Genomic DNA, 25,924 nt, shown 5'->3' with positions numbered 1-25,924 from the left:
TATAAGATCAGAAAACCAAAAAGGAGGACCATATGCATTGCACTCTGGCCAAAATAGACGAATCGTCTTTGGAACAAATTAAAAACCTGGAAAAAAAGACCGGAAAAGTCGTGTTGGCTTATGCCTGCCAGCAGGCCAACGCCGCAAATTTAAGCGCTGACCAGGTCAGCGAACTTCAAGGGCTGGAGAAAAAACTGGGCATGACCCTGGTGGCCCTGGACGCTTAGGTTAAACAACTAAAAATCCACTATTATCGCCGGTTTTACCCCCTTTTCCCCCTAACGGGCGGGGCAGGGGTTTAACCGGCTTTTCTCTTTCTTTTACTGGAATTAGCAAGTTTAGGGTGGACTTCTTTATTTAATAGGGGTAGTTGATAGTATCCGGTTGCGGCATTTGGAATGCCCGTATCCGCACAGGTAAGGCCTGTTTTGGAAAGCAAAAGGATGCGTCTCGCGTCCTTAGCTTGCTCACAAAGTCCTCCTGGACTTTGTGAGATGCCAGTTGGCAAAAACGTGGTTTTGCCAACTGGATCGAATTACTCGCCTTATGAAAGGCTCGCAATTCGGCGGGCCGTCCATGGCCCGCGTACAGGTTGTTTGGCAACAGCCTTGGGACGCGTTTCGCGTCCCTTTTGGGTTCATTTTTTTTTTGCTTTCAAGGGATATTGTCATGAGCACACGCGTATTCAATTTCAATCCCGGCCCCGCCACCTTGCCTTTGCAGGTCCTGGAAAAAGTCCAGGCGGAAATGCTCGACTACAAAGGCACTGGAATGTCCATAACTGAAATCAGCCACCGCTCACCCGAGTTCGACGCTGTAGTAAATTCTGCAGTAGCCCGGGTTAAGCGTCTTTTGGGCCTTTCAGACGACTTTACCGTGCTCTTTTTACAAGGTGGAGCCTCCCAGCAGTTTTATCAGATTCCCATGAACTTGTGTCAGGGCAAGAAACCGGCCTATATCAACACCGGCACTTGGTCCACCAAAGCTATCAAAGAAGCCCAGATCCTGGGTAAGGACCCTGTGGTTCTCGCCTCTTCCGAAGATAAGGGTTTCTCATATATTCCCAAAGAATATGAAGTGCCCAAGGATGCGGCTTATCTGCATTTCACCACCAACAACACCATCAAGGGCACCCAGTTTCACACCTTCCCCAAGGCGGATGTGCCCGTGATCGCCGACATGAGCTCGGATATCATGTCCAGGCCCTTTGACCCCAAACCCTTTGGCCTGTTCTACGCAGGCGCCCAGAAAAACTTAGGCCCTGCCGGTGTCTGCCTTACGGTGATCAGAAACGATATGTTGGAAAGGGTGCCCGAGGACATCCCCACCCTTTTACGCTACACCACCCAGGCCTCCAAAAACTCCATGGCCAACACCTGCCCCTGCTTTGCCATTTACCTGCTTGAGCTGGTCCTGGCCTGGTTGGAAGAGGAAGTAGGCGGGCTTGAAAAAGCCGAAGCCAGGAATCAGAAAAAGGCGGGCACCGTATATGACGCCTTTGATAAGAGCGGCGGTTTCTATAAAGCCACAGCAGCTCCCGAGGATCGCTCCCTGATGAACGTGACCTTCCGCCTGGCCAATGAGGACTTGGAACCGGTCTTTATCAAAGAAGCCGCGGAACAGGGGCTTAAGGGCCTCAAGGGTCACCGCTCGGTGGGCGGCTGCCGCGCCTCCATCTATAACGCCATGCCCCAGGCAGGCGCCGACGCCCTGGCCGACTTTATGGCCGACTTTGCCGCCAAAAACGGCTGACAGGGGCGTAGCGTCGGGGTGGTTAGAACTTCCCCGACCCGCTTGACAGGCTTCTTGCAGGCGGCCTTATGACACCGGAAAAATAACGCACCATGAAAAACCCCGGCTTTTTTAGGTAAAAGCCGGGGTTTTTCTCTTTGGGCCCTTTATTCTCACAAAGCCAACCATCTCCCAATACCCAGTATTACCGGCTTTTTAAGCAAAGAAGATCCCCTAATGCTCTGTTTTTGCCTCCTATTCCCTTGGTAAAAGTGATTGAGAATTTTTTCATTTAGCGTTGTTTCACCCAACTCCATTAATGGTATAAAAGAAACTGATCAAATTAAAACAAAGCTCGACTAGTTAAGTATGGATCCGAGCCCGTTTCCCTAGCGGCGGGCGAAGACAGTCTTTTTCACCAAGGAGGGCCGCATGGCCAGAATCCTGGTCGTTGACCCGGATGACCGCAGCCAAAAGAAGCTGGAAAGGCTTCTGTTTGACCATGGCCACAGGGTCTTCACTACTGATTCCGGCGAGTCGGCAGCCGAGATGATGGCCGAGCGTCGCTTTGATCTGGTGATAATGGCCCAGAACCTGCCCGGGAAAAAGGGTTTAAGCGCCTTTGACGACCTGCACCGGATGGACCCGAAACTGCCGGTGATCATAACCAGCCGTCACGGGACCACCGACGAGGCTATCGAAGCTGCCAAGCTGGGGGTTTTTGACTATGTCCTCACCCCCATACCCCAAAAGGAAATCCTAAACCTGACCAGGCAGGCGCTTGAGGCCGGGGAGTTCTCCCGCACCCAGGTGAGCATGGATCAGGGCCCGGCTTCCCTGAACCAGGTTGCCCTGGTGGGGCGCTCCAAGCCCATGCAGGAGATCTACAAATCCATTGGCCGGGCAGCCCCCACAGACGCCACCGTACTTGTCAGGGGAGAATCCGGAACAGGCAAGGAACTGGTGGCCAGGGCCCTTTATCAGCATTCCACCCGGGAGGGCAGGCCCTTTATGGTGGTCAACTGCGTGGCCATACCGGAGACGCTTTTGGAAAGTGAACTCTTTGGCTATGAAAAAGGGGCCTTTACCGGAGCAACCACCAGACGTCTCGGCAAGATGGAACACGCCAGCGGGGGTACTGTTTTTCTTGATGAAATAGGAGACATGCCTTCGGGCATACAGGCCAAGATACTCAGGCTTTTACAAGACCGCACCATAGAAAGGCTGGGCGGGCAAAACCCCATTCCCGTGGATGTGCGCATCATAGCCGCAACCAACCGGGATCTGGAAACGGCCATGAAGGAAGGGCGTTTCAGGGAAGACCTTTATTATCGCCTCAATGTGGTCTCCATAAACCTGCCCCCTTTGCGCAAACGCCCGGACGACATCCCCATCTTAAGTGAATATTTCCTGGCCCGTTTTTCCGCTTCCCTGGGGGTGAGAAATCCGGGGATCACCAAAGACGCGGTGGCTCTTTTGTGCGGCCACTCCTGGCCGGGAAACGTGCGTGAACTGGCCAATGTCCTGGAAAAATGCCTTATTTTCAGCCAAGGCCGCACCATAGGCGAGGAAGATGTAAAGGGCCTGGCCCTGGGAGATCCGGCGGGCAAGGGAGTCCCGGTGGGTTGCGACGAGGCGGTGCGCAACTGGGCCAGATGGAGCATGGCAGCCGGGGAGGGCAATCTGCTGACCCAGATGACCGACCATGTGGGTAAACTCATTGTGGCCGAAGCGCTTAAGATCACCGGAGGCAACCGCACCAAGGCATCCAAGCTTCTGGGAGTCTCCAGACCCACGCTTTTGGCCAAAATGTCAAAATACGGTTTACGCGATGAGACCTATGTCATCATGGATTGATAACACATTTGACACCGGTGTAAAAAAAACAGACACCATTTTTGCAAACACCCACCCGCATCCCGACTCGATGAAAGCTATCTCCCGGGCAGATCACACCCGAGACAACTTACGCAAATCAGTAACGTTTTTTAAGCGTTACCCTGGATATGAGCCGATATTCGCCCCCGACAGGGGGATTCAGGCACAACCGTTGCAAATGTTTTCCACAGAGCCGGAAGCTTGTTTTCAAACCCGGCTGCTTTGGAGGTTTTGATAAACAATCATGTTCTCAGACACCGAAAAAGCCAGGAGCGCCGTCGCCCCTTTGAGGAGGAACCTGGTCCTCATAGTGGTGGTGGTCTCCCTGATTCCCTTGGCCCTGACCGGCTTTATCATGCTGGAGGAGTTTGGCAAAGCCTATAAGGCCAAGGTTTTTGATCACCTGCGAGAGCTGGTGCAGAAGCACAGCCACAGCATAGATTTATTTTTAAACGACCGTTTGGCCAACATAAGGGTTTTGTCCCGCTCCTCGGCTCCGGAAAACCTGGCCAACAGCACTTTCCTCAGGCAAAAGCTGGGGCTGATGCGCGAAGAATACGGCGCGGTTTTTGTGGATCTGGGGCTGGTTGACACCAAGGGAATACAGGTGGCCTATGCCGGGCCCTTCAACCTAACCTTGGCCGACTATTCCCAGGCTGCCTGGTTTAAGGAAGCCCTTGGCAATGAGCTTTATATTTCCGATGTTTTTGCGGGTTTAAGGGGCACCCCCCACTTTATCGTGGCGGTGCATAAAAAATGGGGCAACAAAACCTACTTATTGAAGGCCAGCATTGATTTCGAGGCCTTTAACGCCCTGGTGGCCAACATAAGACTGGGGGAGACCGGATTCGCCTTTATCCTGGACCGGCAGGGAGAATTTCAGACCAAGCCCCGCTTTGAAGTTATTTTAAACCGGGGGCCGTACAACGACTTATTAAAGGGCAAACTTAACCCGGAGCGCATCCCCGTGGTATTGAGGCCGGATGCCTTTGGACAGGAATCCATCTTTGCCATGGCTGCCCTCAAGGGGGGAGAGTGGGTGCTTTGTCTGCAACAGGAAGCGCAAGATGCCTTCACCCATCTGCAGTCGGCCAGAAGAATGGCCCTTTACATCTTCCTGATAAGCGGCGTTATCGTCATTCTGGTTTCTTTTCTGCTCTCCCGAAAGGTGTTGGAACATATTCACCAGGCCCAGGATCAAAAGGCGGTAATGAGCCGCTCGGTCATTGAGGCCGGGAGGCTGGCCTCCATCGGCGAGCTGGCCGCGGGCATTGCCCATGAAATAAACAACCCGGTGGCGATAATGGTGGAAGAAGCGGGTTGGATTGAAGACCTTTTAAGCGACGGATATGAAAACCAGGCCGAAAACATGGACGAGATAAAGCGGGCAGTGGGGCAGATCCGCACCCAGGGGGACCGCTGCAAGGAGATCACCCACAAACTTTTGAGTTTTGCCCGCAAAACAGACCCCGCCCCCAGCCAGGTGCAGGTTAACCTGCTGGTGGAGGAAGTATTGGGGTTATTGACCCAAAAGACCCGCTACGCAAACGTAAAGCTGGAGACTTACCTGGCCCAGGGGCTTCCGCCCGTGATGGCCTCACCGGCCGAATTGCAGCAGGTGCTTTTGAATCTGGTAAATAACGCTGTGGATGCCATAGGTCCCGGCGGCGGATATGTAACAGTGCGAACCTCTCACCAAGACGGTCAGGTGCTGATGGAGGTGGAAGACACGGGTGAAGGCATCCCCGAGGCCAATCTGCCCAGGATATTCGATCCCTTTTTCACCACCAAGCCGGTGGGCCAGGGAACCGGATTAGGACTTTCGATCTGTTATGGAATAGTAAATAAATTAGGGGGCACCCTGAGCCTTCGCAGCAATGTCGGGCAAGGCACTTCCTTTACGGTGAATCTTCCCGCCCATGGCGGGGAAGCGGCAACCGAGGAAGACAAAACCGGAAAAAAAGCCCCCACTTATTCCCCTCGCCAGGCGTGAGGGAGACCCTGACTTAATGGAGGTATCGCAATGGTTAAGCCTTCAGTTCTACTTGTCGATGACGAGGCCCCTTTTGTTGAAACCATGGCCAAACGCCTGGACAAAAGGGGAGTAAGTGTAAGTGTGGCCTTAAGCGGCCCCGAAGCGCTCAAAATCATCGACGACGGCGGACCCAGCAAGATAGACGTTGTGATCCTGGACGTCAAAATGCCAGGTATGGACGGACTGGAGACTCTGGCCGCCATAAAGGCCGAGCACCCCACCCTGGAAGTTATCATGCTGACCGGCCACGCCACGGTGGAAAGCGCCATTGAGGGCATGAAAAGAGGTGCCTTTGACTACCTCATGAAGCCCTGTGACATGGAGGTTCTTATCTCCAAAGTGGAAGAGGCCTGCCGGAAAAAACGTCTGCACGAGGCCAAAATACTGGAAGCCCGCGCCCAGATGATCGCCCTGAGACGCGGCGACTAGAGGTATTACATGACCGCCTTAGCAAAAAAGATACGGTTGCTCTTGGTGGACGATGAAGACGGATATTTAGAGGTTCTTTCCAAGCGCCTGAACAAGCGCAACCTGAACGTTACAGCCATCAACAACGGGGCCGAGGCAATCCAGGCCCTAAGAAAAAACGACTATGACGTGGCTGTGGTGGACCTCAAAATGGAGGACATGGATGGCATAGAGGTTCTCAAGATATTCAAAAAAATGGATCCTTCCCTTGAAGTCATCATCCTGACCGGTCATGGCTCAGAGCAGGCGGCCAGGGAAGGGATCAACATGGGAGCCTTTGACTACCTTACCAAGCCCTGTGATTTAAAGGTGCTCTTGGAAAGGATCGAGGCGGCCATGCAAGCCAAAAATTAATAAAGCGGCCCTCCCCAAGGCGCCAGGGGCGGGTCCGGTTTGAGCCATTACAACGTAAAACGGGTTAAATCCCGTAAGAACGCCCTAGCTATATCTGGAGGTGAGTGGATATGAGTTTCTTCAAGCAGTGGGGCCAGTTCATGATGGCAGGAGCCAGGGCCCACGCCAAATGGGAGTTGGATGTCTCCCGCACCATTACAGGAGACAAAAAGCGCCTGGCCATTCTGGGACTGTTAATCATACCCATTATCATAGGCGGGGTCGCCTTTGCAGACCCCATTGTGGACAACCTGCCCGACGTGCTGGGAGGTAAAAAGGCATATAGCCCGGCCTTTTATTCCCTGGGCATCTTTTTAGCTTCCATTTTGATCGGCTTGGGCGCCGGCCTGATTACCGGCTGCATCGGCGCCGGCGGCGGTTTCATCATCGCCCCCGCCCTGATGAGCGCCGGCATCAAAGGCATCCTGGCAGTGGGCACCGACCTTTTCCACATCTTTGCCAAGGCCATCATGGGGAGTGTGATCCACCGCAAACTCGGCAATGTCAGCGTGTCTTTGGCTCTTATCTTCTTGATTGGAGCCATTGGCGGGGCCACCACCGGCGGTGTTATCAACCGGACCCTTTATGAAATCAACCCGGTTTTAAGCGATGCCTTTATTACAACCATCTATGTTCTGATGCTGGGCCTTTTGGGAGCCTATGCTCTACAGGACTTTTTAAAGGCCCGCAAATCCGGCGACTCGGGTTCGGCCCACGGCGGCGGTGAAGGCGCCGAGCTTGGCAACCTTCCCCAGAAACTTCAGGGCATGAACATCCCCCCCATGGTCACCTTTGACCAGAACCTGGTCCCCGGAGGACGCCGCATTTCAGCGATATTTCTTGTAGCCAGTGGTTTTCTGGTGGGCTTTGCCGCGGCCATCATGGGTGTGGGAGGCGGATTCCTGACTTTCCCCATCTTTGTATATGTGTTAGGCGTTTCCTCCATGACCACAGTCGGCACGGACATCTTCCAGATTGTCTTTACCGCGGGTTACGCGGCTGTGAGCCAGTACGCTATCTACGGCTTTATCTTCTACACCTTGGCCATGGGCATGCTTCTGGGTTCCCTTTTGGGCATCCAGATCGGGGCCATGGTCACCAAGGTAGTGCCCGGAATCACCATCAGGGGCTTTTACGCCATGGCGGTTCTGGCCGGTTTCGTAAACCGCATCTTTGCCCTGCCGGGCAAACTGGGCGAAATGGAGATGATAAGCATCAGCAAAGGCACTGCCGCCACCCTTGACTCCATTGGCGTATGGGCCTTTTTCGTGGTCATCGCCATGTTCGGAATCTGGGTCATAGGCACCTTTGTGGCTCACATCAAAAACCTGCGCGGGGTGGAGGTGTGATCATGGCGGCACGCAATAACAAAAAGAAATTAATCCTCGGCTTTGCCATGCTGGTTGCCTTTGCAGTGGTGCTTTTCGGCCTGTTCACGCCTCTGTTCAATGGTCATAACGGATTGGAATACTTAGACGCCCTGTACAACTCAATCTCCAAGGCCTCGGCCTATTACATCCCGCAAGTCAAAAAGGAAAGCCAGGCCTTCAGCGGCAAGGAAATCAACCTCACCCTTAAAATGGGTAACGAAAACCAGGCCATGAGAACCGCCATGCTGCTCGAGGCTTCCGGCGGCCAGGTGACCAGGGAAGCCGAGACAGTAAAATTCAAAGGGGATTTCGGGGCTGTTTTAGCATCTTGCATAACCGACTCGGACAATATGTTCCACAACAAGGGTAAAGAGCTCGAAACGCGCTACAATAAAAACGGAAAGCTAATGCTCTATGCCTGGTGGGCCACCTTAAAAGAAGTGATCAAGGACTTCAACCGCCAAAAGCAGTTTACCAATGCCAAATTCACCGGCACGCTTCAGAAAAAAGTGGTGGAATGCGCCTATAACTACTATGGAATAACCCCTCAGAATATTGGGGACCGCTGGGGTATTGTGCTCTTCTCCCTGATATTCTATGTGGTGTACACGGTATGGTATGGTTATGCTGTGATGTTCTTATTTGAAGGAGCCGGATTCCAACTGGAAGCCCATTAAGCCTAAATTTCTATCAAACAAATCACCTTTTCCGCCGACCGGGGCAACTGGTCGGCGGAAAAGGCGCTTTTCGAAAAAAAGAGTGCAAAAGTGCAAGGCATCAATCTCCTGGTAGTGGATGATGAAAAGGATTTCATTGAACCCCTTTCCAAACGCCTCACCCTGCGCAAAATCAATGTGCTCACCGCTCACAGCGGGGAAAAGGCCCTGGAAATCCTTGCGGACCAGTCTGTGGATGTGGTGCTCCTGGATGTGATGATGCCGGGAATGGACGGCATTGAAACCATCCGAGCCATGAAAAAAGCCCATCCCCTTTTGGAGGTGATCCTGCTTACCGGTCATGCCAGCCTGGAGGCCTCTATTCAGGGCATGGCCCTGGGCGCTTTTGATTATCTCTTAAAACCGGTGGCCCTGGATGAGCTGGTCTACAAGATAGAAGACGCCTATCGCAAACGATGCCTTCAAGAGGACAAGATCAATTGCCTTAGGGCCAAGGCCAAAAAGACCGAGCCCTAGTGGGTTCAAAGAGGATCGGCTGTGATTTTTCCATGAAAAACCTTTTGCTGAAACTGGGCTCCATTATTCCGGGCCTGAAAAAAACATCATCAGGCCCCGGTCTCAGCCAAGAAGAACTCACCGCCGAATTCCGTTCCCGTTACCACAATTTCAAACTGCTTCTGGCGGCCAACAACAAGGCCTTGGAGCTGATGGCCGAGCTGGAATCCGCCCTGGTCGGAGACCGCGTCTATGGCATGAGCTTTATCCGCGGGGTCTGCACCAGCCTGGGTGTAAACGTTTTTCAGATGATCAATCTGATGAACGAACTGGCCCCGGAAAAATACCAGGTGCTTTTCGAGCGCCACCAGGAGATCCAAAAGGCCATAAACCAGATTCTGGCCCCCAAGCTTCCCTCGGAACAAGGTGAATTGATACTCGACCTGGATCAAGTCACCAAAAATGAAGCTCACCTGGTGGGCAACAAAATGGCCAACTTAGGCGAGGTCAGAAACCGTATCGCCATACCCACTCCGCCGGGTTTTTGCCTTACAGCCCGGGCTTTTCACTTTTTCCTTTCAAAGAACAACCTGATCGCGGAAATAGACCGGCTTTTGCAGAGCGCTGTCCTGGAACGCATGGACGACCTGTTCAAACTTAGTTCTCAAATTCAGCAAAAAATCGTAAAAGCACCGGTTCCGGAGGAGATGACCCGTCAGATAGAAGATGCCTACGCCCGCCTGGAGAAACAGGCAGGCAAGGGAGTCACCGTCTCCCTGCGCTCCAGCGCCCTGGGCGAGGATTCGGCCAAGGCCTCTTTTGCCGGACAATACGCCAGCCACTTAAATGTCAGCCCCCAACACATCCTGGACACCTACAAGGAAGTGGTGGCCAGTAAATACACCCCCCAGGCCATGCATTATCGCCTGATGAGGGGAATCAGGGATTCGGACGTGGCCATGTGCGTGGGTTGCCTGACCATGGTCGACGCCAAAAGCGGAGGGGTGGTTTATACGGCCAACCCCCTTAAGGACGGGGACGACGCTATCCAGATAAACGCCACCCTGGGCCTGCCCCGCTCCGTGGTCGACGGCAGAACCCAGGCGGATTTGTTTGTAGTCGAAAGAGGCGAATCCCTTACCATCAAAGAAGAAAGCATCGTCCAGAAAGACACCGCCTATGTCTGCTATCCCGAAGAAGGAATCTGCCGCCTCACCCCCACCGGTGACGAGGCCAAGGCCCCCTCGTTGACAGAAAAACAGGTGCTCGACATTGCCCAGAAATCCCTGACCATGGAAAAACACTATGGCTCATATCAGGATGTGGAATGGGCCTATGACCATGAGGGCAATCTCTTTATCCTGCAAACCAGGCCCCTGGGTCAGTCGGAAGAACCGGAAAAACCAAAACAGGAAGTGCCTGTCAAGGCTGAACCTTGGATAAAGGACGGGCTCAAAATAAGTCCCGGTTCGGCCTTTGGCCCGGTTTATTGGGTGCGAAAGAACAGCGACGCCATGCGCTTTCCGGACCAGGCCGTTCTGGTGGTTGAGCAGCCCTCCCCCAGGTGGGCTGCGCTGTTGGGCAGAGCGGTGGCCGTGCTTTCCGGAACCGGCGGCATGGCCGGTCACCTGGCCACCGTGGCCAGGGAATACCGCCTGCCCGGTGTCTTCAACCTCAAAGATGAACTGGACAAACTGGAAAACGGCATTGAGATAACTGTGGATGCGGATCAAGGCCGGATCTTTAAGGGCCTGGTTGAGGAGGTGCTTCAGAACACAGAGCGCCGCCAATCGCTTATTCAGGGCAGCCCGGTCCATAAAACCCTGGAAAAGGCCTTAAAGCTGATCACCCCCCTTAACCTGCTGGACCCGGATTCCCTGGCCTTTAAGGGGGCCAACTGCCAAACCTTCCATGACCTCACCAGATTCTGCCATGAAAAATCAGTGCAGGAGATGTTCAACTTCAACAAGGAAGACCAGTTCGCCGCCAAAGCCAGTAAACAATTGCACTACAAGGTTCCCATGCAGTGGTGGATCATTAACCTGGATGACGGCTTTAAAGAGGAGGTCAACGGAAAATATGTAAAGCTTGACCAGATAGCCTGCACCCCGCTTCTGGCCCTTTGGGAAGGCATGGTGGCCATTCCCTGGCAAGGCCCCCCTGCGGTGAGCGGCAAGGGCTTTGCCTCTGTGATGTTCCAGGCCACCACCAACCCGGCTCTGGCCACACCTTTCAAGACCTCCTTTTCCAACAAGAACTATTTCATGATCTCCAGGTATTTCATGAACCTGCAATCCCGTTTCGGTTTCCATTTCGCCACGGTGGAGGCCATGGCCGGTCCCCGGCTCATGGAAAACTATCTCAGCTTTGCCTTTAAGGGCGGAGCGGCAGACCTTAAAAGAAAACACGCCAGGGTGCAGTTTTTGGCTGAAATCTTAGATGAGTTGGATTTCAGGGTCTCTATAAAGGAAGACACCGCCCAGGCCAGGGTGGAGCAAATCTCCCTTGAGGATATGGAGATGAGGCTGAGGGTGGTGGGATACCTCTTAATGCACACCAGGCAACTGGACATGGTCATGACCGACCCCAAGGCGGTAACTCATTACCGAAACAAGATGAATAGCGATATAGAGAAAATCAACCGGCAATTTAAGTCTCACTAAACCATTGTTCTGCTTGAGAAAGAAAAAACAGCATTTTTTATTTTTCATTCCCTTTCAGTCCGGGGGAGATTTGCATATTCAGTCGGAAAGCTGTAAAGTATCCCGTCAAATAATCGCCCGGTTCTCCAGAGAAATCCCTCACGCCAAAGCCGTGGGGGCGATTTGTGTAAAGGCCCGGGTGATAAAGTACTCCCATGCTCGGCCCGGCCGTTTCCCCAGGGCCCGGGAGAACATACTCTTAAGGCCAGGGCCTTGTGGGGCTGGCTCATCTTGGCATCCAAAATGAATCCATCATTTTTACTATATAATCTGGCTGCTCTAAGCGGTGCGGCCCTCTTGCCTCCAGTCTGGCTGGCCAGTCGTTTAAGCGGACGCTTCAACGAATTCTGGCCCAGAATCGGGCTTTACAGCGCGCTTCCCCCAGCCCAGCCCGGCCCCAGAGTCTGGTTGCAGGCGGTGAGCGTGGGGGAAGTGGCCGTGGCCAAGGCCTTAGCCGATGAACTCCTGCAAAAGATCCCCAACTTAAACCTCACCATAACCAGCAGCACACCCAAGGGGTTGGAAGAAGCGACAAAAGTGCTTGGCGACCGGGCGGTTATCGCGCCCTTTCCCCTGGACCTGCCCTGGGCCGTGGCAGCCGCCTGCCGCAAGATCAGGCCCCATGTCTATGCTTCCCTTGAAACCGAGATATGGCCCAACCTGCTCACCTGGCTTAAAAACCGGGGCGCAACTTCCCTCATGCTGAACGGCCGCTTAAGCCCCCGCAGCCTACCGGGCTACCAAAAGGCCGGACCACTCATGACCTACAGCCTGGGGCACTTCAAACGCCTTAGCATGATCACCGAAAAAGACGCCGAAAGGATTATAAGCCTGGGGGCCGACCCAGAGGCGGTTACCGTGGACGGTAATGCCAAATACGCAGGACTTCTGGATAAAGTAGACACCGACAAAGTGAATGACCTGAAACGGGTCTTTAATTTGGAAAAAGCCCCTTTACTGGTGGCCGGTTCGGTGCGTTCGGGAGAGGAAACACCGGTTATAAGCGCTTTTAAAGCGGTTTTGGCAAAACATCCCCAGGCGGTTTTGGCTATTGCCCCCAGGCACCTGGAAAATTCAGCCAAATGGAGCGCTGCGGCCAGGGCGGCCGACCTTTCAGTGGAACTCTGGTCCGGGCTCTCCCCCGAAACCCCGCGCAACCCTGAGACAAAGGTGGTGGTGGTTGATGCCATGGGGCTTTTATTCTCCCTCTACGGCCTGGCCAAGGCTGCGTTTGTGGGGGCCAGCCTGGTGAAGCTCGGCGGGCAAAACCCCATGGAGGCGGCTGTCTGGGGGGTGCCGGTCTGCTATGGGCCGGATATGGACGATTTTACTGATGCGGCCCGGGCCCTGGAAGAGGCGGGAGCTTCTCAAATGGTGGAGAATCGGGAGCAACTGGCCCAAACCTGGAACCAGTGGCTGAACAACGAAATTTCCCGACCCGGCCAGGCCGGGGCCCAGGTGGTGGCCCGCTGGTCCGGCGCCGCTTCCAAGGCGGCCCAGATCATACAAAGCGAACTGTTAAATCAAGGTGTATATAGATGAAAATCCGGGATTTTAAAAACCCTCCACAAGTCAACACAGAAGATCTTTCAAAGCTTGAAGTAAGACTGAGTGAAGAAACCCTCCAGGCAGTGGATCACGCGGCCCAAACCTGGATAAAACGTAAAAAAAACAATGAAAAGGTTGTGGTGGCCACTGGATCCGGCCCCAATGTGCACGAAGGAGTCACCACCCTTTTGGCTGAGCTGGTCCGCCTGGACCTGGTGGACGGCATCCTCACCTCCAGCGCGGTGGTGGGCCACGAAATGGCCGGAGCCCTGGAAAGGGTGCGCAGGGTGGATGGAGTTTTATTGGGCTACCCGGCCGAGGTGTTGCCCACAGACGGCAAGGTCGAGGCCGCCCTGGCGCCGGAACAAGATCTGGCCATGATGCAAAAATACGTGCCCCTGGACATGGAGCTGTACCGGCGCTATCTCGAGACCCCGGGCAACGAAATTACCAAGGTGGCAGGCAACCTAGCCTATCCCACCGGTTATTTTATTGAAAAAATGGCCCGTCATCTGGAGGTCAAGGCCAGGGCCAAGGGGGTTCCCTTGGAAGAAGTGGCCGGACTGGCCGCGGACCCGCGCACCATGTTGGGGGCCTGCGCCCGAAAGGGGCGTCCCTGCCTGGTGACCGTGCCCCAGCTCATCGGCAGCGGTCAGGTGGGTCTTGCCATCGGCGACAGTATATGCCTTACAAACCGCTGCTCCAGAATTGCCCACACCCTTTCCCAGGCCGGGCTTATAATAGAAAGTGGCGTTGCCCTGACCCAGGAAATCCATGACGGTCCCTTTGAGCTCTACACGGGTCATGGGCACTGGTCCAGGGAGATGGGCATACAAACCTACACCCTGGCTGAAAAATCCCTGGTCCGCATTGACCTGGACCCTGCCCTGAAACAGGTCTGGGAAAAAGAACGGCAGAGCCAGGATGTGGGAGAAGCCATTGACAAGGGAAAACCCAAGGCTGTTTCCATGGGGGTTCCCTTCCGTATGGAGATGAGCGGATTTGCCCGTCTGCCCGGCTCCTTGCCGGTCCTGGGCGACCTGGGCGTAGTCTGGCCCCTTTTGGCGGATCGGGTGGCCCGTGGCCTGGGGATAGAGCTTGGCTTCAGAAGCTACAAACAGGGCACTGAACTGGGCGAAGCTATCCGCTCCTATATTGTGAATGAAATCAGGCCCATTAATCCTGAAATTGACTGATAAACTGGCTGAAGGAGTCTCAAGCATGGCCAGAAAAGCACTGCTTGCCTTGGAAGACGGTTCCCTGTTTCCCTGCCGCACCTTTGCCGGATCCGGGGAGGTTAAGGCCGAAGTATGTTTCAACACCAGCATGACCGGATATCAGGAGGTGCTTACAGACCCTTCTTATAAAGGTCAGATGGTGACCATGACCTACCCCCTTATCGGCAACTACGGGGTTAACCAGGAAGATGTGGAGAGCGTGGCCGTTCAGGTGAGCGCATTTCTGGTCAAGGAATATTGCCCTCTACCGAGCAACTTCCGAGCCACCGCCAGCCTGGCCCAATACCTGGAAGAGGCCGGGGTGATGGGGGTGGAGGCCCTGGACACGCGCATGCTCACCAAGCACCTGCGCACCAAAGGCGCCATGCAGGCGGTGCTTTCCACGGAAGACCTGGACCCGGAAAGCCTGGTGAAAAAGGCGGGTCAGGGGCCGGGAATGGTGGGAGTGGACCTGGTCCAGGAGGTCTCCTGCGCCAGGCCCTATATCTGGGAGGAGAACCGTATAGGAGAGGTTCTAGCTCCCGGAGAAAAACTCACCCGGGAATTTGCCTTCAAGGATGCGGGCACCAAACCCAAAGTGGTGGTTATTGACTGCGGGGTCAAATTCAACATCCTGAGAAGGCTGACCCACAGGGACTTTCACCTGGTGGTGGTTCCGGCCAAGACCAGGGCCGAAGAGATTCTCGCCCTTGAGCCCGATGGCGTGTTTCTCAGCAACGGCCCCGGTGATCCCGCAGCAGTGACCTATGTGGTGGAAACCGTAAAACAGCTCATGGGCAAAACCCCCATCTTCGGCATCTGCCTGGGGCATCAGATGATCGGCCAGGCCCTGGGGGGAAGCACATTCAAACTCAAATTCGGACACCGGGGGGCAAACCAGCCGGTCAAGGACCTGGCCACCGGCAAGGTGGAAATCACTAGTCAGAACCATGGGTTTTGCGTGGATGCTAAAACCATTACCGACCCGGATGTCATGGTGAGCCACCTTAATCTCAATGACCACACCCTGGAAGGGCTCTGTCACAAAGAGTTGCCGGTCTTCTGCGTGCAATATCACCCCGAAGCCAGCCCGGGCCCCCATGATTCAGACTATTTATTTGACCGCTTCCGAAAAATGATGCGGACCGGCAAGCCGCCTGTGGTGGATGCAGCCTGAAAAAGGCGCTAACAGGACAAAATTTTGTCAAAAACCCTGAAGGCAAGTGTTGAGTTATGCCTAAACGCGAAGACCTCAAAAAAATCATGATCATCGGCAGCGGGCCCATTGTCATTTCCCAGGCCTGCGAATTTGACTACTCCGGCGTACAGGCGGTCAAGGCGCTTAAGGAGGAAGGGATTGAGGTTGTATTGATCAACTCCAACCCGGCCACCATCATGACCGACCCTGAGATGGCCCACCGCACCTATGTGGAACCCATTACTCCCGAATTTGTGGCCGAAGTCCTGAAAAAAGAGCGGCCCGACGCGCTTTTGCCCACCTTGGGGGGCCAGACAGCCCTGAACACCGCTCTGCAGGTGGCTGAAACCGGACTTTTGGAAAGACTCGGTGTGGAGATGATCGGGGCCTCGCCCGCGGTCATACAAAAGGCGGAAAGCCGCGAACTTTTCCGCAAGGCCATGGAAAATATCGGCCTCAGGGTGCCCCAAAGCGCCATCTGCCGCAACCTGGAAGATGTGCGGCAGGCAGGCGCTGATCTGGGCTTCCCCCTGGTGGTGCGTCCCGCCTTCACTCTGGGCGGCACCGGCGGCGGTGTGGTCTATAACATGGAAGACTTGGAAAATATAGCCTCCCAGGGCCTTGACGCCTCCCTAACCACAGAGGTCATGGTGGAGGAATCCATCTTGGGGTGGAAGGAATTTGAGCTGGAGGTGATGCGGGACAAAAACGACAATGTGGTGATTGTCTGTTCCATTGAAAACTTGGACCCCATGGGCATTCACACCGGCGACAGCATCACCGTGGCCCCGGCCCAGACCCTGACCGACCGCGAATACCAAAAGATGAGGGACGCGGCCATCGCCATCATGCGCGAGATCGGGGTTGAGACAGGCGGCAGCAATGTGCAGTTTGCGGTAAACCCGGCAGACGGCGAGCTGGTGGTGATTGAGATGAACCCCAGGGTCAGCCGCTCCTCCGCCCTGGCCAGCAAGGCCACCGGCTTCCCCATTGCCAAACTGGCCGCCAAGCTGGCCATTGGCTACACCTTGGATGAATTGGCCAATGACATCACCCGTGAGACCATGGCCAGCTTTGAGCCCACTATCGACTATTGCGTGGTAAAGGCCCCACGCTGGGCCTTTGAAAAATTCCCCGGCGCAGAGGACATCCTGGGCACGGCCATGAAATCCGTAGGCGAAACCATGGCCATTGGCCGCACCTTCAAGGAATCCCTGCAAAAGGCCCTGCGCGGTCTGGAAATTGACCGGGCCGGGCTTTTGGGCGACGGCAAAGACCCTCAAGATTTCAACAACCTGCACCAAAAACTCACCACCCCCAACAGCCTGCGCATCTTCTGGGTGGCCGTGGCCTTGAAACAAGGGATGGGGGCCGATGAGATCCACAGGCTTACGGGAATTGACCCCTGGTTCTTGTATCACATTGAAAAACTGGTGGAGTTTCAATCCGAGCTGGAACGGACAGGAGCTGAACTGGGGCTTGAAGGCCTTTCCGAAGAGACGCTCCGCCAGGCCAAGGAATGGGGTTTTTCGGATCAGCAGCTTGCCATGGCCCTGGGCTGCGAAGCTTCGGCCGTGCGCTCGCGCCGTAAAGAACTTCAGATCAATCACACCTTCAAGCTGGTCGACACCTGCGCGGCGGAATTCGAGGCCTATACACCTTATTTTTATTCCACCTATGAGTCGGAAGACGAATGCCGCCCGAACAGCAAGAAAAAGGTGATGATCCTGGGCGGCGGCCCCAACCGCATAGGCCAGGGGATCGAGTTTGACTACTGCTGCGTGCACGCCTCCTTTGCCCTGGCCGAACTGGGCATCGAGTCAATCATGGTCAACTCAAACCCGGAGACCGTCTCCACGGACTATGACACCAGCGACAAGCTCTATTTCGAGCCCCTTACCATTGAAGACGTGCTTAACATCATAGAAAGCGAAAAGCCCGACGGCATCATAGTCCAGTTCGGAGGCCAGACACCCTTGAACCTGGCGGTGCCCCTGGAAAAGACAGGCGCCCCCATCCTGGGCACCTCCCCGGATGCCATTGACCGGGCCGAGGACAGGGACCGGTTCAGCGAACTTTTGAAGATGTTGGGCTTAAGGCAGCCGGATAACGGCACCGCCTTCAGCGAAGATCAGGCAGTAACGATCGCCGAACGCATAGGTTATCCGGTGGTGGTGCGCCCCTCTTATGTACTTGGCGGCCGGGCCATGGAGATAGTCTTTGACCAGAAATCCCTGGTTCGCTACATGCACACCGCGGTTCAGGTAAGCGGCGACCACCCGGTCCTGATAGATAAATTCCTGGAAGACGCAGTGGAAATCGATGTGGACGCGGTGAGTGACGGCACAGACTGCGTGGTGGCCGGAATCATGGAGCACATCGAGGAAGCCGGGGTTCACTCCGGCGACTCGGCCTGTGTGCTGCCTCCCCATAACCTGAAGCCCGACATGGTGGAAGAGATCAAAAAAGCCACCCGGGATCTGGCCTTTGAGCTGGGGGTCAAGGGGCTTATGAACATCCAATTCGCCATTAAGGACGAGCTGCTCTACCTCCTGGAGGTAAACCCCAGGGCCAGCCGCACGGTTCCCTTTGTCTCCAAGGCCACGGGCGTGCCCTGGGCCAAGGTGGCCACCAAGGTCATGACCGGCTTGAGCCTTGCCGAACAGAAAATAACCGAGACTCCCTGGCCCAAACACATTTCGGTAAAAGAAGCGGTCTTCCCCTTTGTGCGCTTCACCGGCGTGGACCCGGTCCTGGGACCGGAAATGCGCTCCACCGGCGAGGTCATGGGCATAGATTCAGACCTGGGCATGGCCTTTGCCAAGAGCCAGATCGCAGCAGGCCAAAAGCTCCCCATCGGCGGACATGTCTTTTTAAGTGTAAAAGATGCGGATAAACCAAAGTTAGCGCCTTTGGCCACCCAGTTTCACCGCCTGGGCTTTACCATTTTGGCCACCAAGGGCACTGCGGAGCTTTTATTCAACCAGGGCATCCCCTGCATGCCGGTCTACAAGGTCAGCGACGGCCAAAGGCCTCATGTGGTGGACTTGATGATCAACCGCCAGGTGGATCTGGTCATCAACACCCCCGGCGGCAAGGACCCTCATAAAGACGCCTATAATATCAGGCGCACCGCGGTGGAAAGAGGCCTCCCCTATGTGACCAACATGTCTGCGGCCGAGGCCACGGTGCAGGCGGTGGAGGCGCTTATCAAAAGCGACAACCTGAGTGTAACGGCCTTGCAGGATTACCAAAGTGACGGATAATGGATAATAAAAACCTGAATAGTTTTTTGGGCTCCACCCGGAAAAACCAAGCCGTGCATCCAGTAATAACTGGACTCTTGAGCTTTTGGTGATTATTTTGGTGGCGAAAACGAGTTTTTTCTCATTTTATAAAAGCCACCGTTTTTTACAGGAAAGACTATGTGCAATCTTCTTAAAGAAGAGTCTTCATATGACAGCCCCAAAGAATACTGTGGAATCTTTGGGGTTTTCGGCCACCAGGATGCGGCCAGACTCACCTACTACGGCCTTTACGCCCTGCAGCACCGCGGGCAGGAATCTGCCGGCATAGCTGTATCCGACGGAGAAAACGTCACTGAAAAAAGAGGCATGGGCCTGGTGCCGGACGTATTCCAGGAAAGGGATCTGAATCGTCTCAAGGGCCACGTTGCCTGTGGGCATGTGCGCTACTCCACCACCGGCTCCTCGGTGCTGGCCAATGTGCAGCCTTTTATTATCCACTTTGCCGGGCATACCGTATGTCTGGGCCATAACGGCAACCTGGTCAACGCAGCCGAGCTGAAAAGACGCCTGGAAAGGGAAGGCAGCATCTTCCAGACCACCATGGACTCGGAAGTGGTGATGCATCTTTTGACCAGGAATATCCATATGGGCTTTGAAGACGGCCTGGTCGACTCCTTAAAGCAGCTGCAAGGCGCCTTTGGCTTTTTGTTCATGACCGAAGACACCCTGGTGGCGGCAAGAGACCCCCACGGCCTGCGCCCTTTGTGCATAGGCGTTTTGGAGGGCGGCGGCTATGTGGTGGCCAGCGAAACCTGCGCCCTGGACCTTATCGACGCCACCTACCTGCGCCAGGTTGAACCGGGCGAGGTGGTCTTTATAAATAAAAAGGGCTTGAGAAGCGTCAAACCCTTCCCCCAAAAGCCCACCCGGCAGTGTATTTTCGAGTTTGTGTATTTCGCCAGGCCGGACTCCGTGGTCTATGATCAGACGGTCTATGAAGTGCGCAAGCGTCAGGGGGCCCAGCTGGCCAAGGAATATCCCCACCTGAAAGGTGATCTGGTGATGCCCTTTCCGGACAGCGGCAACTACGCCGCCCTGGGTTTCGCGGCGGCCAGCAACCTGCCTTTTGAGATGGGCATGATAAGAAACCACTATGTGGGGCGCACCTTTATCCAGCCCACCCAGGATATGCGCAGCTTTGGGGTGAGGGTGAAACTTAACCCGGTGCGCGAGTTGATCAAAGGTAAAAAGGTGATCATTGTGGAGGACTCCATTATCCGGGGCACCACCACAGTGGGCAGGGTCAAAAACATCCGCGACGCAGGAGCCACCGAGGTTCACATGGTGGTTTCCTGTCCTCCCCACCGCTTCCCCTGCCACTATGGCATAGACTTTTCCACCAAGGGTGAACTCATAGCCAGCAAGCACAGTGTAGACGAAATCGCAACCCTGCTGGGACTTGATTCACTGAACTATCTCTCTCTGGAAGGACTTCTGGAGAGCAGCCGAACCGATCACGGGGGCTTCTGCACCGCCTGTTTTGACGGTAAATACCCTGTGCCGGTTGGTGAAAACCAAGGCAAATTCTGTTTGGAGAAATAATTGACCGATATATTGGCAACCGCCCGCAACGTCCTCACCATTGAGGCTGACGGCGTAAGAGGGCTTATCGACCGCCTGGGCCCGGACTTTATCAAGGCAACGGAAATGATCCTTGAGTCCCAGGGCAAGGTAATAACCACAGGCATCGGCAAAAGCGGTATTGTGGCCAGAAAAATCATGGCCACCTTAAACAGCACCGGCACCACCAGCCTTTTTCTGCATCCAGTGGAAGCCCTGCACGGCGACTTGGGCATGGTGGATAAAAACGACGTAATTTTAGCCCTTTCCAACAGCGGCGAGACCGCCGAACTTTTGGATCTCATTCCGGCTCTCAAAGACGGCGGGGCAAAAATCGTGGCGCTCACCGGAAACACCCACTCCACCCTGGCCAGGGTCGCGGACGCGGTTCTGGATTGCCATGTGGAGCGGGAAGCCTGCCCCCTGGGCCTGGCCCCCACCACCAGCACCACCGCCACATTGGCCATGGGAGACGCCTTAAGCGTTGTTTTGATTGAAAAACGGCGCTTTAATGCCGAGGACTTCCGACGCAGGCATCCCGGCGGCCATCTCGGCGACCGGCTCAGCCTCAAGGTGAGCCAGGTGATGGAGCCCATGGCCAGCTCTCCCACAGCCGGGCCCAATGATCACCTGACCCAAGCCATCAAAATCATGGACAAAGGTGATATCGGCACTGTGCTGATTCAGGATCAAGGCTATCTCAAGGGCATCTTTACGGACGGCGACCTGCGCAGGCTGATCTTATCCGGCGGCACTGTGGAAAACACCATGGTCTACGAAGTTATGACCGCAGACCCCTTCCGCCTGCATCCGGAAACCATGGCAGCAGACGCCCTGCACCTTATGGAAGAGAAACTGATCAGCGCGCTCCCGATTGTGGACCACGAAGACAAGCTCTTGGGCATTGTCCACCTGCACGATCTTCTGGGACGTGGTCAGGTAAGCTTCAATTCCCTTACCTACAGGGACTGAAAAAACAGGGATCTGTTCCCGGGCCGGCTCCAGGCAATCTGTCTGCGAACCAAGGGCGCCGGCTTAAGCGGCTCCTGCTTAGGGCGCCCAAAGACCTTTGTTTTTCGGATTGGTGTATAAAACGGCCTGTGAACCCGTAAGGCGTTCTCAAGGTGTGTGTTAAGCCGCTTGGCAAAAAGCCGAGTCCTTGCCAAGCGGCATACGCCGTATTAAAGGCAGACTTTGTCAGCAAGCTGAAATGCCTGACTTATACAGGCCCCTGCCTTGCCATATTGAAAGCTCCATGGTAGGGTTTTTCTTCAGCTATTGGGACAGGCCTTTGCCTTCAACCTGTCTAAAGGGTCATAAGGAATCTTGGTGAAAGGCAAAAATTCATCTGCCATGCAAAAATTCTGGAACTTTCTGGCCTCAGTCAAACTGAGCTTCTTTCTGCTTTTGATTCTGGCGGCCATGTCGATTCTGGGAACCGTCATCCCCCAGAATGAGCACGCCTCAGTCTATATCAACCACTTTGGGCAAGCCCACGGCGGATTCATCCTGGCGCTCGGCTTGGATGACATGTACCACACCAGCTGGTTTCTCACCCTTATGGCCGCATTAGGAGCCAACCTGGTGGTTTGTTCCCTGGACCGTCTACCCAAAACACTTAAAATAATAAAAAAAGATCCCAATGAAGAGATCAACCGCAAGCGTAAGGCAGATGAAACTTTAAGCATAGAGGCGGGAGCGCAGGAGACTGCGGAAAAGGCTGCCGCCCTGCTCAAGGTCAAGCTGGGCAAGGTTTTTCAAAACACCCGGCCCGAAGACCAGGCCCGGTTGCTTTTTGCCCAAAAAGGAGCCTGGTCCAGGTTTGGCGTATATGGGGTGCATTTCAGCATTCTGATTATCTTCGCCGGTGCGGTGGTGGGAAGCATCTGGGGCTTTTCCGGCCGGGTCAACATAAGCCAGGGCGCGACGGTATCGAGCATCTCCCTGAATAACGGCAAACCCCACAAGCTTGGTTTTTCAGTGCGGCTCGATAAAACCCAGACCACTTATTATCAGAAACACAAGAACATGCCGAGTGAATATCGCTCGGACGTGACCTTTTTAAAAAAAGACCAAGAGGCGGCAAACGCCGTACTCAGGGTCAACCATCCGGCTGAATTCGAGGGTATTGTTTTCTACCTCTCCACCATAGGAGAGTCTCCCCAAAAGCTTCTGGTCAAATTCACCCGAGACGGCAAGACCCAAGAAGTCAGCCTCCTGCACAGAAGATGGACCGACCTGCCCGGTGGGGGCAAGGCCGGGGTGATGGAGTTCAGAAAGCATATTCATATGGGCAAAATGTACTCGGGCCCCTTTGCCCGCATTGCCTATCTTCCCGGAAACAATGAAAAACCCGTGGTATTGCCCGCCTTCAAGGGCAAGGGCATGCCCTCGAAGGGACCGGTTGAATTCGATATTGTCGAAGCCAAAACCGCTCCTTACAGCGGGTTTTCGGTAAAATACGATCCCGGCGTCTGGTTCATATGGGTGGGCTGTACTCTGATGGTTTTGGGTTTTTTTGTCACCTTCTACAGCTCGCACAAAAAAATGTGGATCAGGGTTATTCCCAAAGGGGACGATTCCTGCCGGGTGGAGATATGCGCCTCAGCCAACAAAAATAAAATCGGAGTGAAAAGGCTGGCCCAGAAACTTGCCCAAGCCCTCAAGTAGGCAAATTGTATCCGCGAAAAAGCGGAGATAAACCGGCCGCCAACTGTTTTCCAGACAGGCTGCCGCCGGTTGTCGAATTAACCAACTAAGCTGAAACACGGCTCTTTCCGCTCCAAGGGCAGAAGGGCCCGTTAAGATCAATAGGAGATTTGCCCACGTGGAAACTATCAGTTACCAACTGCTCGCGCCGGTGACCTTCGCCTATCTGGGCGCAGCGGTGATTTACCTTTGCTACTTGGTCATGAAAAGAGAAACACTGGGCAAAACCGCCACAGCCCTGGCCTGGATCATCTTCCTGGCCCACACTGTGGCCATAGCCACACGCTGGCTGGCATCCCATGACCTTGGCGTAGGGCACGCACCTTTCTCAGACCTCTTCGAATCACTGGTATTTTTTGGATGGACCCTGACCCTGATCTATCTGGTCATAGAATGGCGGACCGGCATGAAGCGCCTGGGGGCCTTTGCCATGCCGCTTGCCTTTTTCGCCATGCTATATGCACTTAAGCTGGACCCCACCATTAAGCCGCTTTTACCGGCCCTTAAATCAAACTGGCTCATAGCCCATGTAATCACCTGTTTCCTGGGCTATGCCGCCTTTGGCATTTCCTTTGCCATTGCGGTGATGTTTTTCATGACCGGTCAGCAAAAAAACCCAAATACGCCCAAGGCGCTTCTCTTGGACGACCTGATCCACCAGACCGTGGTTCTGGGCTTTATAATGCTCACTGCGGGCATTGTCACAGGCTCCATCTGGGCCAACTCGGCCTGGGGCTCCTATTGGTCCTGGGACCCCAAGGAGACCTGGTCCTTGATAACCTGGCTCTTTTATGCGGCCATGCTGCATTCCAGATTCATGAAGGGCTGGCAGGGAAAAAGGCTGGCTGTCTTTTCCATAGTGGGGTTCTGCGTGGTTCTGTTCACCTACTTTGGGGTCAATCTTCTTCTTTCCGGCCTGCATTCATATGCCACCGGTTAAGGGGCAGATGACAGACCGGGGCCTTGCAAAGGGCGGCAGGACTTTTCACCACCTTGCTATAACGCTTTAAAAGAGCCAGCCTCTGGCGTACAGGCAGGCTGAAATACAGCCTTGAACACATCAGGCCGGCCAGAATTTCCCTTTTTGGATTTGCAGCCCAGGTCATTTCAAGCCTCTTTTGGTGCATTGATTGGAATTTAAAAGCCTTAGTTAAATAATCGGTGTTTTCAAGCCGGCCCTTAAGTAAAAAAACTAAAAGGCCCGCCCTTTTCCCCGGTTGACTCGAAACAAAGGCTCTGTTAGGAGTAGAGAACCTCGGTTAATGGGCCTTCTCAGGCCCGGCTAAGCCCTTTATAAATCTCAAATGTTTTGGGGGAGACGCCAAATGAAGATTATCCAGATGTTGGTTGGCCAAATGGCTGTCTACGCTTACCTGATCGGCTGTGAGAAAACCGGCAAGGCCGTGGTCATAGACCCGGCAGGCAATGAAGAACAGATCACGGCCAAGGCCAAAGACGAGGGGCTGACCATAGTCAAAATCTTAAACACCCATGGCCATGCGGACCACACCTGCGGCAACGCACTGATGAAAAAACTCACCAATGCGCCCATTTTGGTTCACGAGGCAGACGCGCCCAACCTGCAAAGTGCGCATAACGCCGAATTCACCCGCATGCTGGGAGCCGAAGTCACCCCGGAGGCGGACGAGACCTTTAAACACAACGACTTTATCGAGGTCGGGGAAGAAGTAAAGCTGAAGGTGATCCACACTCCCGGCCACACCCCCGGCTGTGTGTGTTTTTTCACGCCTGGCCATGTATTCACCGGCGACACCCTTTTTGTGGGCGCGGTGGGCAGAACAGACCTGCCCGGCGGCTCCTTTGACCAGATGTTCAAATCCATTCAGGAAAACATCCTCACCCTGCCGGATGAAACAGTGGTATGGCCGGGACATAACTACGGCCCTTACCCCAAATCCACAGTGGCCGCCGAGAGGCAAACCAACCCGTTCCTTCGCTAAAGCGATAAAGCCCGAGGTTTTAATCAAAAGCCTCGGGCTTGGCCAAGAAAGCTGGTTTTGCTAAAATCTCTTCATAACCCCTGCCTTTTGCGGGAGCCATAACAAACACACCCCCCTAAGGGACCGACATGAAAAAACTGCTGATTTTAACACTTGGAATTTGTCTGCTGACTTTTTGCGGAATCCGGGGGCAAAACGCCCAGGCCCTGGTCAAGGAGGGAAAAGCCCTTCCCGAAATATCATTGCCGGACACCGAGGGGCAGACCCACAACTTAATTGAACTTACCAAAGACAAGGTGAGCCTGATTGTCTACTGGTCTGTTTCCTGCCCCCATTGTCGGGTGGAGATGCCCAAGATGCTTAACCTGGCCAAACAGCTCACCGGCAATCCCTTCACCTTGATCATGGTCAATGCAGACGGGCCGGAGATGAAAGGCGCAGCCCTTAAGATGGCAGAATTCTACGGAATTCCCCAGCCTTTGCTTCTGGATAACGGACCCAGAGACACCATGCCCCTGGCCGATGCCTTTGATCTGGTGGCCACTCCCAGCATCCTGGTCTTGGACCGCCGGGGCAAGATGATACATGCCCAGGAGGTCGAAGCCGATATGGATAAGCTGAAAGAGGCCATTATCCAGGCATTTTAATCCAACTTGACTGAACCAAAAAAACCG

21 protein-coding genes are annotated in these 25,924 nt (G+C 54.5%); 20 read left to right on the top strand and 1 reads right to left on the bottom strand.

Going from position 1 to position 25,924, the window contains the following annotated elements:
• The first annotated feature begins 32 nt into the window (after window positions 1–32).
• From X474_RS02245 to ccsB, 18 genes are all read left to right on the top strand, one after another.
• Window positions 33–227 carry a hypothetical protein gene (locus tag X474_RS02245; protein ID WP_044346474.1) on the top strand — a complete coding sequence of 65 codons (195 nt, stop codon included), beginning with the start codon at window positions 33–35 and terminating at the stop codon, window positions 225–227.
• 442 nt (window positions 228–669) lie between these two features.
• Window positions 670–1,752 (top strand): 3-phosphoserine/phosphohydroxythreonine transaminase, encoded by a 1,083-nt coding sequence (gene serC, locus X474_RS02240; RefSeq protein WP_044346630.1) that lies wholly within the window; start codon window positions 670–672, stop codon window positions 1,750–1,752.
• 411 nt (window positions 1,753–2,163) lie between these two features.
• On the top strand, window positions 2,164–3,588 hold the full coding sequence (locus tag X474_RS02235) for a sigma-54-dependent transcriptional regulator (RefSeq protein ID WP_044346471.1): 1,425 nt from the start codon (window positions 2,164–2,166) through the stop codon (window positions 3,586–3,588).
• A gap of 265 nt (window positions 3,589–3,853) precedes the next feature.
• Window positions 3,854–5,602, top strand: coding sequence for a sensor histidine kinase (locus tag X474_RS02230; RefSeq protein WP_044346470.1), 1,749 nt, complete (start codon window positions 3,854–3,856; stop codon window positions 5,600–5,602).
• 30 nt (window positions 5,603–5,632) lie between these two features.
• A complete protein-coding gene (locus X474_RS02225) occupies window positions 5,633–6,073 on the top strand; it encodes a response regulator (protein ID WP_044346469.1) in 441 nt (146 codons plus the stop codon).
• A 9-nt stretch (window positions 6,074–6,082) separates the two neighbouring features.
• Window positions 6,083–6,466: a response regulator gene (locus X474_RS02220; RefSeq protein WP_044346468.1), complete on the top strand. Its 384-nt coding sequence runs from the start codon at window positions 6,083–6,085 to the stop codon at window positions 6,464–6,466.
• A gap of 110 nt (window positions 6,467–6,576) precedes the next feature.
• Window positions 6,577–7,854 carry a sulfite exporter TauE/SafE family protein gene (locus X474_RS02215; protein WP_044346467.1) on the top strand — a complete coding sequence of 426 codons (1,278 nt, stop codon included), beginning with the start codon at window positions 6,577–6,579 and terminating at the stop codon, window positions 7,852–7,854.
• Window positions 7,855–7,856: 2 nt separating this feature from the next.
• Window positions 7,857–8,552, top strand: coding sequence for a hypothetical protein (locus X474_RS02210; protein WP_044346465.1), 696 nt, complete (start codon window positions 7,857–7,859; stop codon window positions 8,550–8,552).
• 90 nt (window positions 8,553–8,642) lie between these two features.
• Window positions 8,643–9,068 (top strand): response regulator, encoded by a 426-nt coding sequence (locus X474_RS02205; RefSeq protein WP_044346463.1) that lies wholly within the window; start codon window positions 8,643–8,645, stop codon window positions 9,066–9,068.
• A 32-nt stretch (window positions 9,069–9,100) separates the two neighbouring features.
• Window positions 9,101–11,710: a PEP/pyruvate-binding domain-containing protein gene (locus tag X474_RS02200; RefSeq protein WP_044346629.1), complete on the top strand. Its 2,610-nt coding sequence runs from the start codon at window positions 9,101–9,103 to the stop codon at window positions 11,708–11,710.
• A gap of 282 nt (window positions 11,711–11,992) precedes the next feature.
• Window positions 11,993–13,291 (top strand): 3-deoxy-D-manno-octulosonic acid transferase, encoded by a 1,299-nt coding sequence (locus tag X474_RS02195; RefSeq protein WP_156360576.1) that lies wholly within the window; start codon window positions 11,993–11,995, stop codon window positions 13,289–13,291.
• Window positions 13,288–14,493, top strand: a complete 1,206-nt coding sequence (locus X474_RS02190; protein ID WP_052514758.1) for a hypothetical protein — start codon at window positions 13,288–13,290, stop codon at window positions 14,491–14,493. The genes X474_RS02195 and X474_RS02190 overlap by 4 nt, the downstream gene beginning before the upstream one ends.
• Before the next feature lie 25 nt (window positions 14,494–14,518).
• On the top strand, window positions 14,519–15,691 hold the full coding sequence (carA, locus tag X474_RS02185) for a glutamine-hydrolyzing carbamoyl-phosphate synthase small subunit (protein WP_044346461.1): 1,173 nt from the start codon (window positions 14,519–14,521) through the stop codon (window positions 15,689–15,691).
• Window positions 15,692–15,747: 56 nt separating this feature from the next.
• Window positions 15,748–18,978 (top strand): carbamoyl-phosphate synthase large subunit, encoded by a 3,231-nt coding sequence (carB, locus tag X474_RS02180; protein ID WP_044346460.1) that lies wholly within the window; start codon window positions 15,748–15,750, stop codon window positions 18,976–18,978.
• 159 nt (window positions 18,979–19,137) lie between these two features.
• Complete coding sequence (gene purF / locus X474_RS02175) at window positions 19,138–20,562, top strand: amidophosphoribosyltransferase (RefSeq protein ID WP_044346458.1); 1,425 nt, start codon at window positions 19,138–19,140, stop codon at window positions 20,560–20,562.
• Window positions 20,563–21,552 carry a KpsF/GutQ family sugar-phosphate isomerase gene (locus tag X474_RS02170; RefSeq protein WP_044346457.1) on the top strand — a complete coding sequence of 330 codons (990 nt, stop codon included), beginning with the start codon at window positions 20,563–20,565 and terminating at the stop codon, window positions 21,550–21,552.
• A gap of 357 nt (window positions 21,553–21,909) precedes the next feature.
• Entirely contained in the window at window positions 21,910–23,250 is a 1,341-nt protein-coding gene (gene resB / locus X474_RS02165) for a cytochrome c biogenesis protein ResB (RefSeq protein ID WP_044346456.1), read from the top strand.
• A 157-nt stretch (window positions 23,251–23,407) separates the two neighbouring features.
• On the top strand, window positions 23,408–24,229 hold the full coding sequence (gene ccsB, locus X474_RS02160) for a c-type cytochrome biogenesis protein CcsB (RefSeq protein ID WP_044346455.1): 822 nt from the start codon (window positions 23,408–23,410) through the stop codon (window positions 24,227–24,229).
• Here the strand turns inward: ccsB and X474_RS02155 are convergent.
• A complete protein-coding gene (locus X474_RS02155) occupies window positions 24,186–24,395 on the bottom strand; it encodes a hypothetical protein (protein ID WP_044346454.1) in 210 nt (69 codons plus the stop codon). The genes ccsB and X474_RS02155 overlap by 44 nt on opposite strands.
• A 219-nt stretch (window positions 24,396–24,614) precedes the next feature.
• Between X474_RS02155 and X474_RS02150 the strand changes: the two genes are divergently transcribed.
• Window positions 24,615–25,250: an MBL fold metallo-hydrolase gene (locus X474_RS02150; RefSeq protein WP_044346453.1), complete on the top strand. Its 636-nt coding sequence runs from the start codon at window positions 24,615–24,617 to the stop codon at window positions 25,248–25,250.
• A 128-nt stretch (window positions 25,251–25,378) separates the two neighbouring features.
• Entirely contained in the window at window positions 25,379–25,897 is a 519-nt protein-coding gene (locus X474_RS02145) for a TlpA family protein disulfide reductase (protein WP_044346452.1), read from the top strand.
• Window positions 25,898–25,924: the final 27 nt, after the last annotated feature.

It is taken from the genome of Dethiosulfatarculus sandiegensis (assembly GCF_000931935.2).
Classification (GTDB): Bacteria; Desulfobacterota; Desulfarculia; order Desulfarculales; family Desulfarculaceae; genus Dethiosulfatarculus; species Dethiosulfatarculus sandiegensis.
The sequence above is the reverse complement of the archived record's forward strand: the minus strand, read 5'-3'. Positions and strand labels throughout refer to the sequence as shown.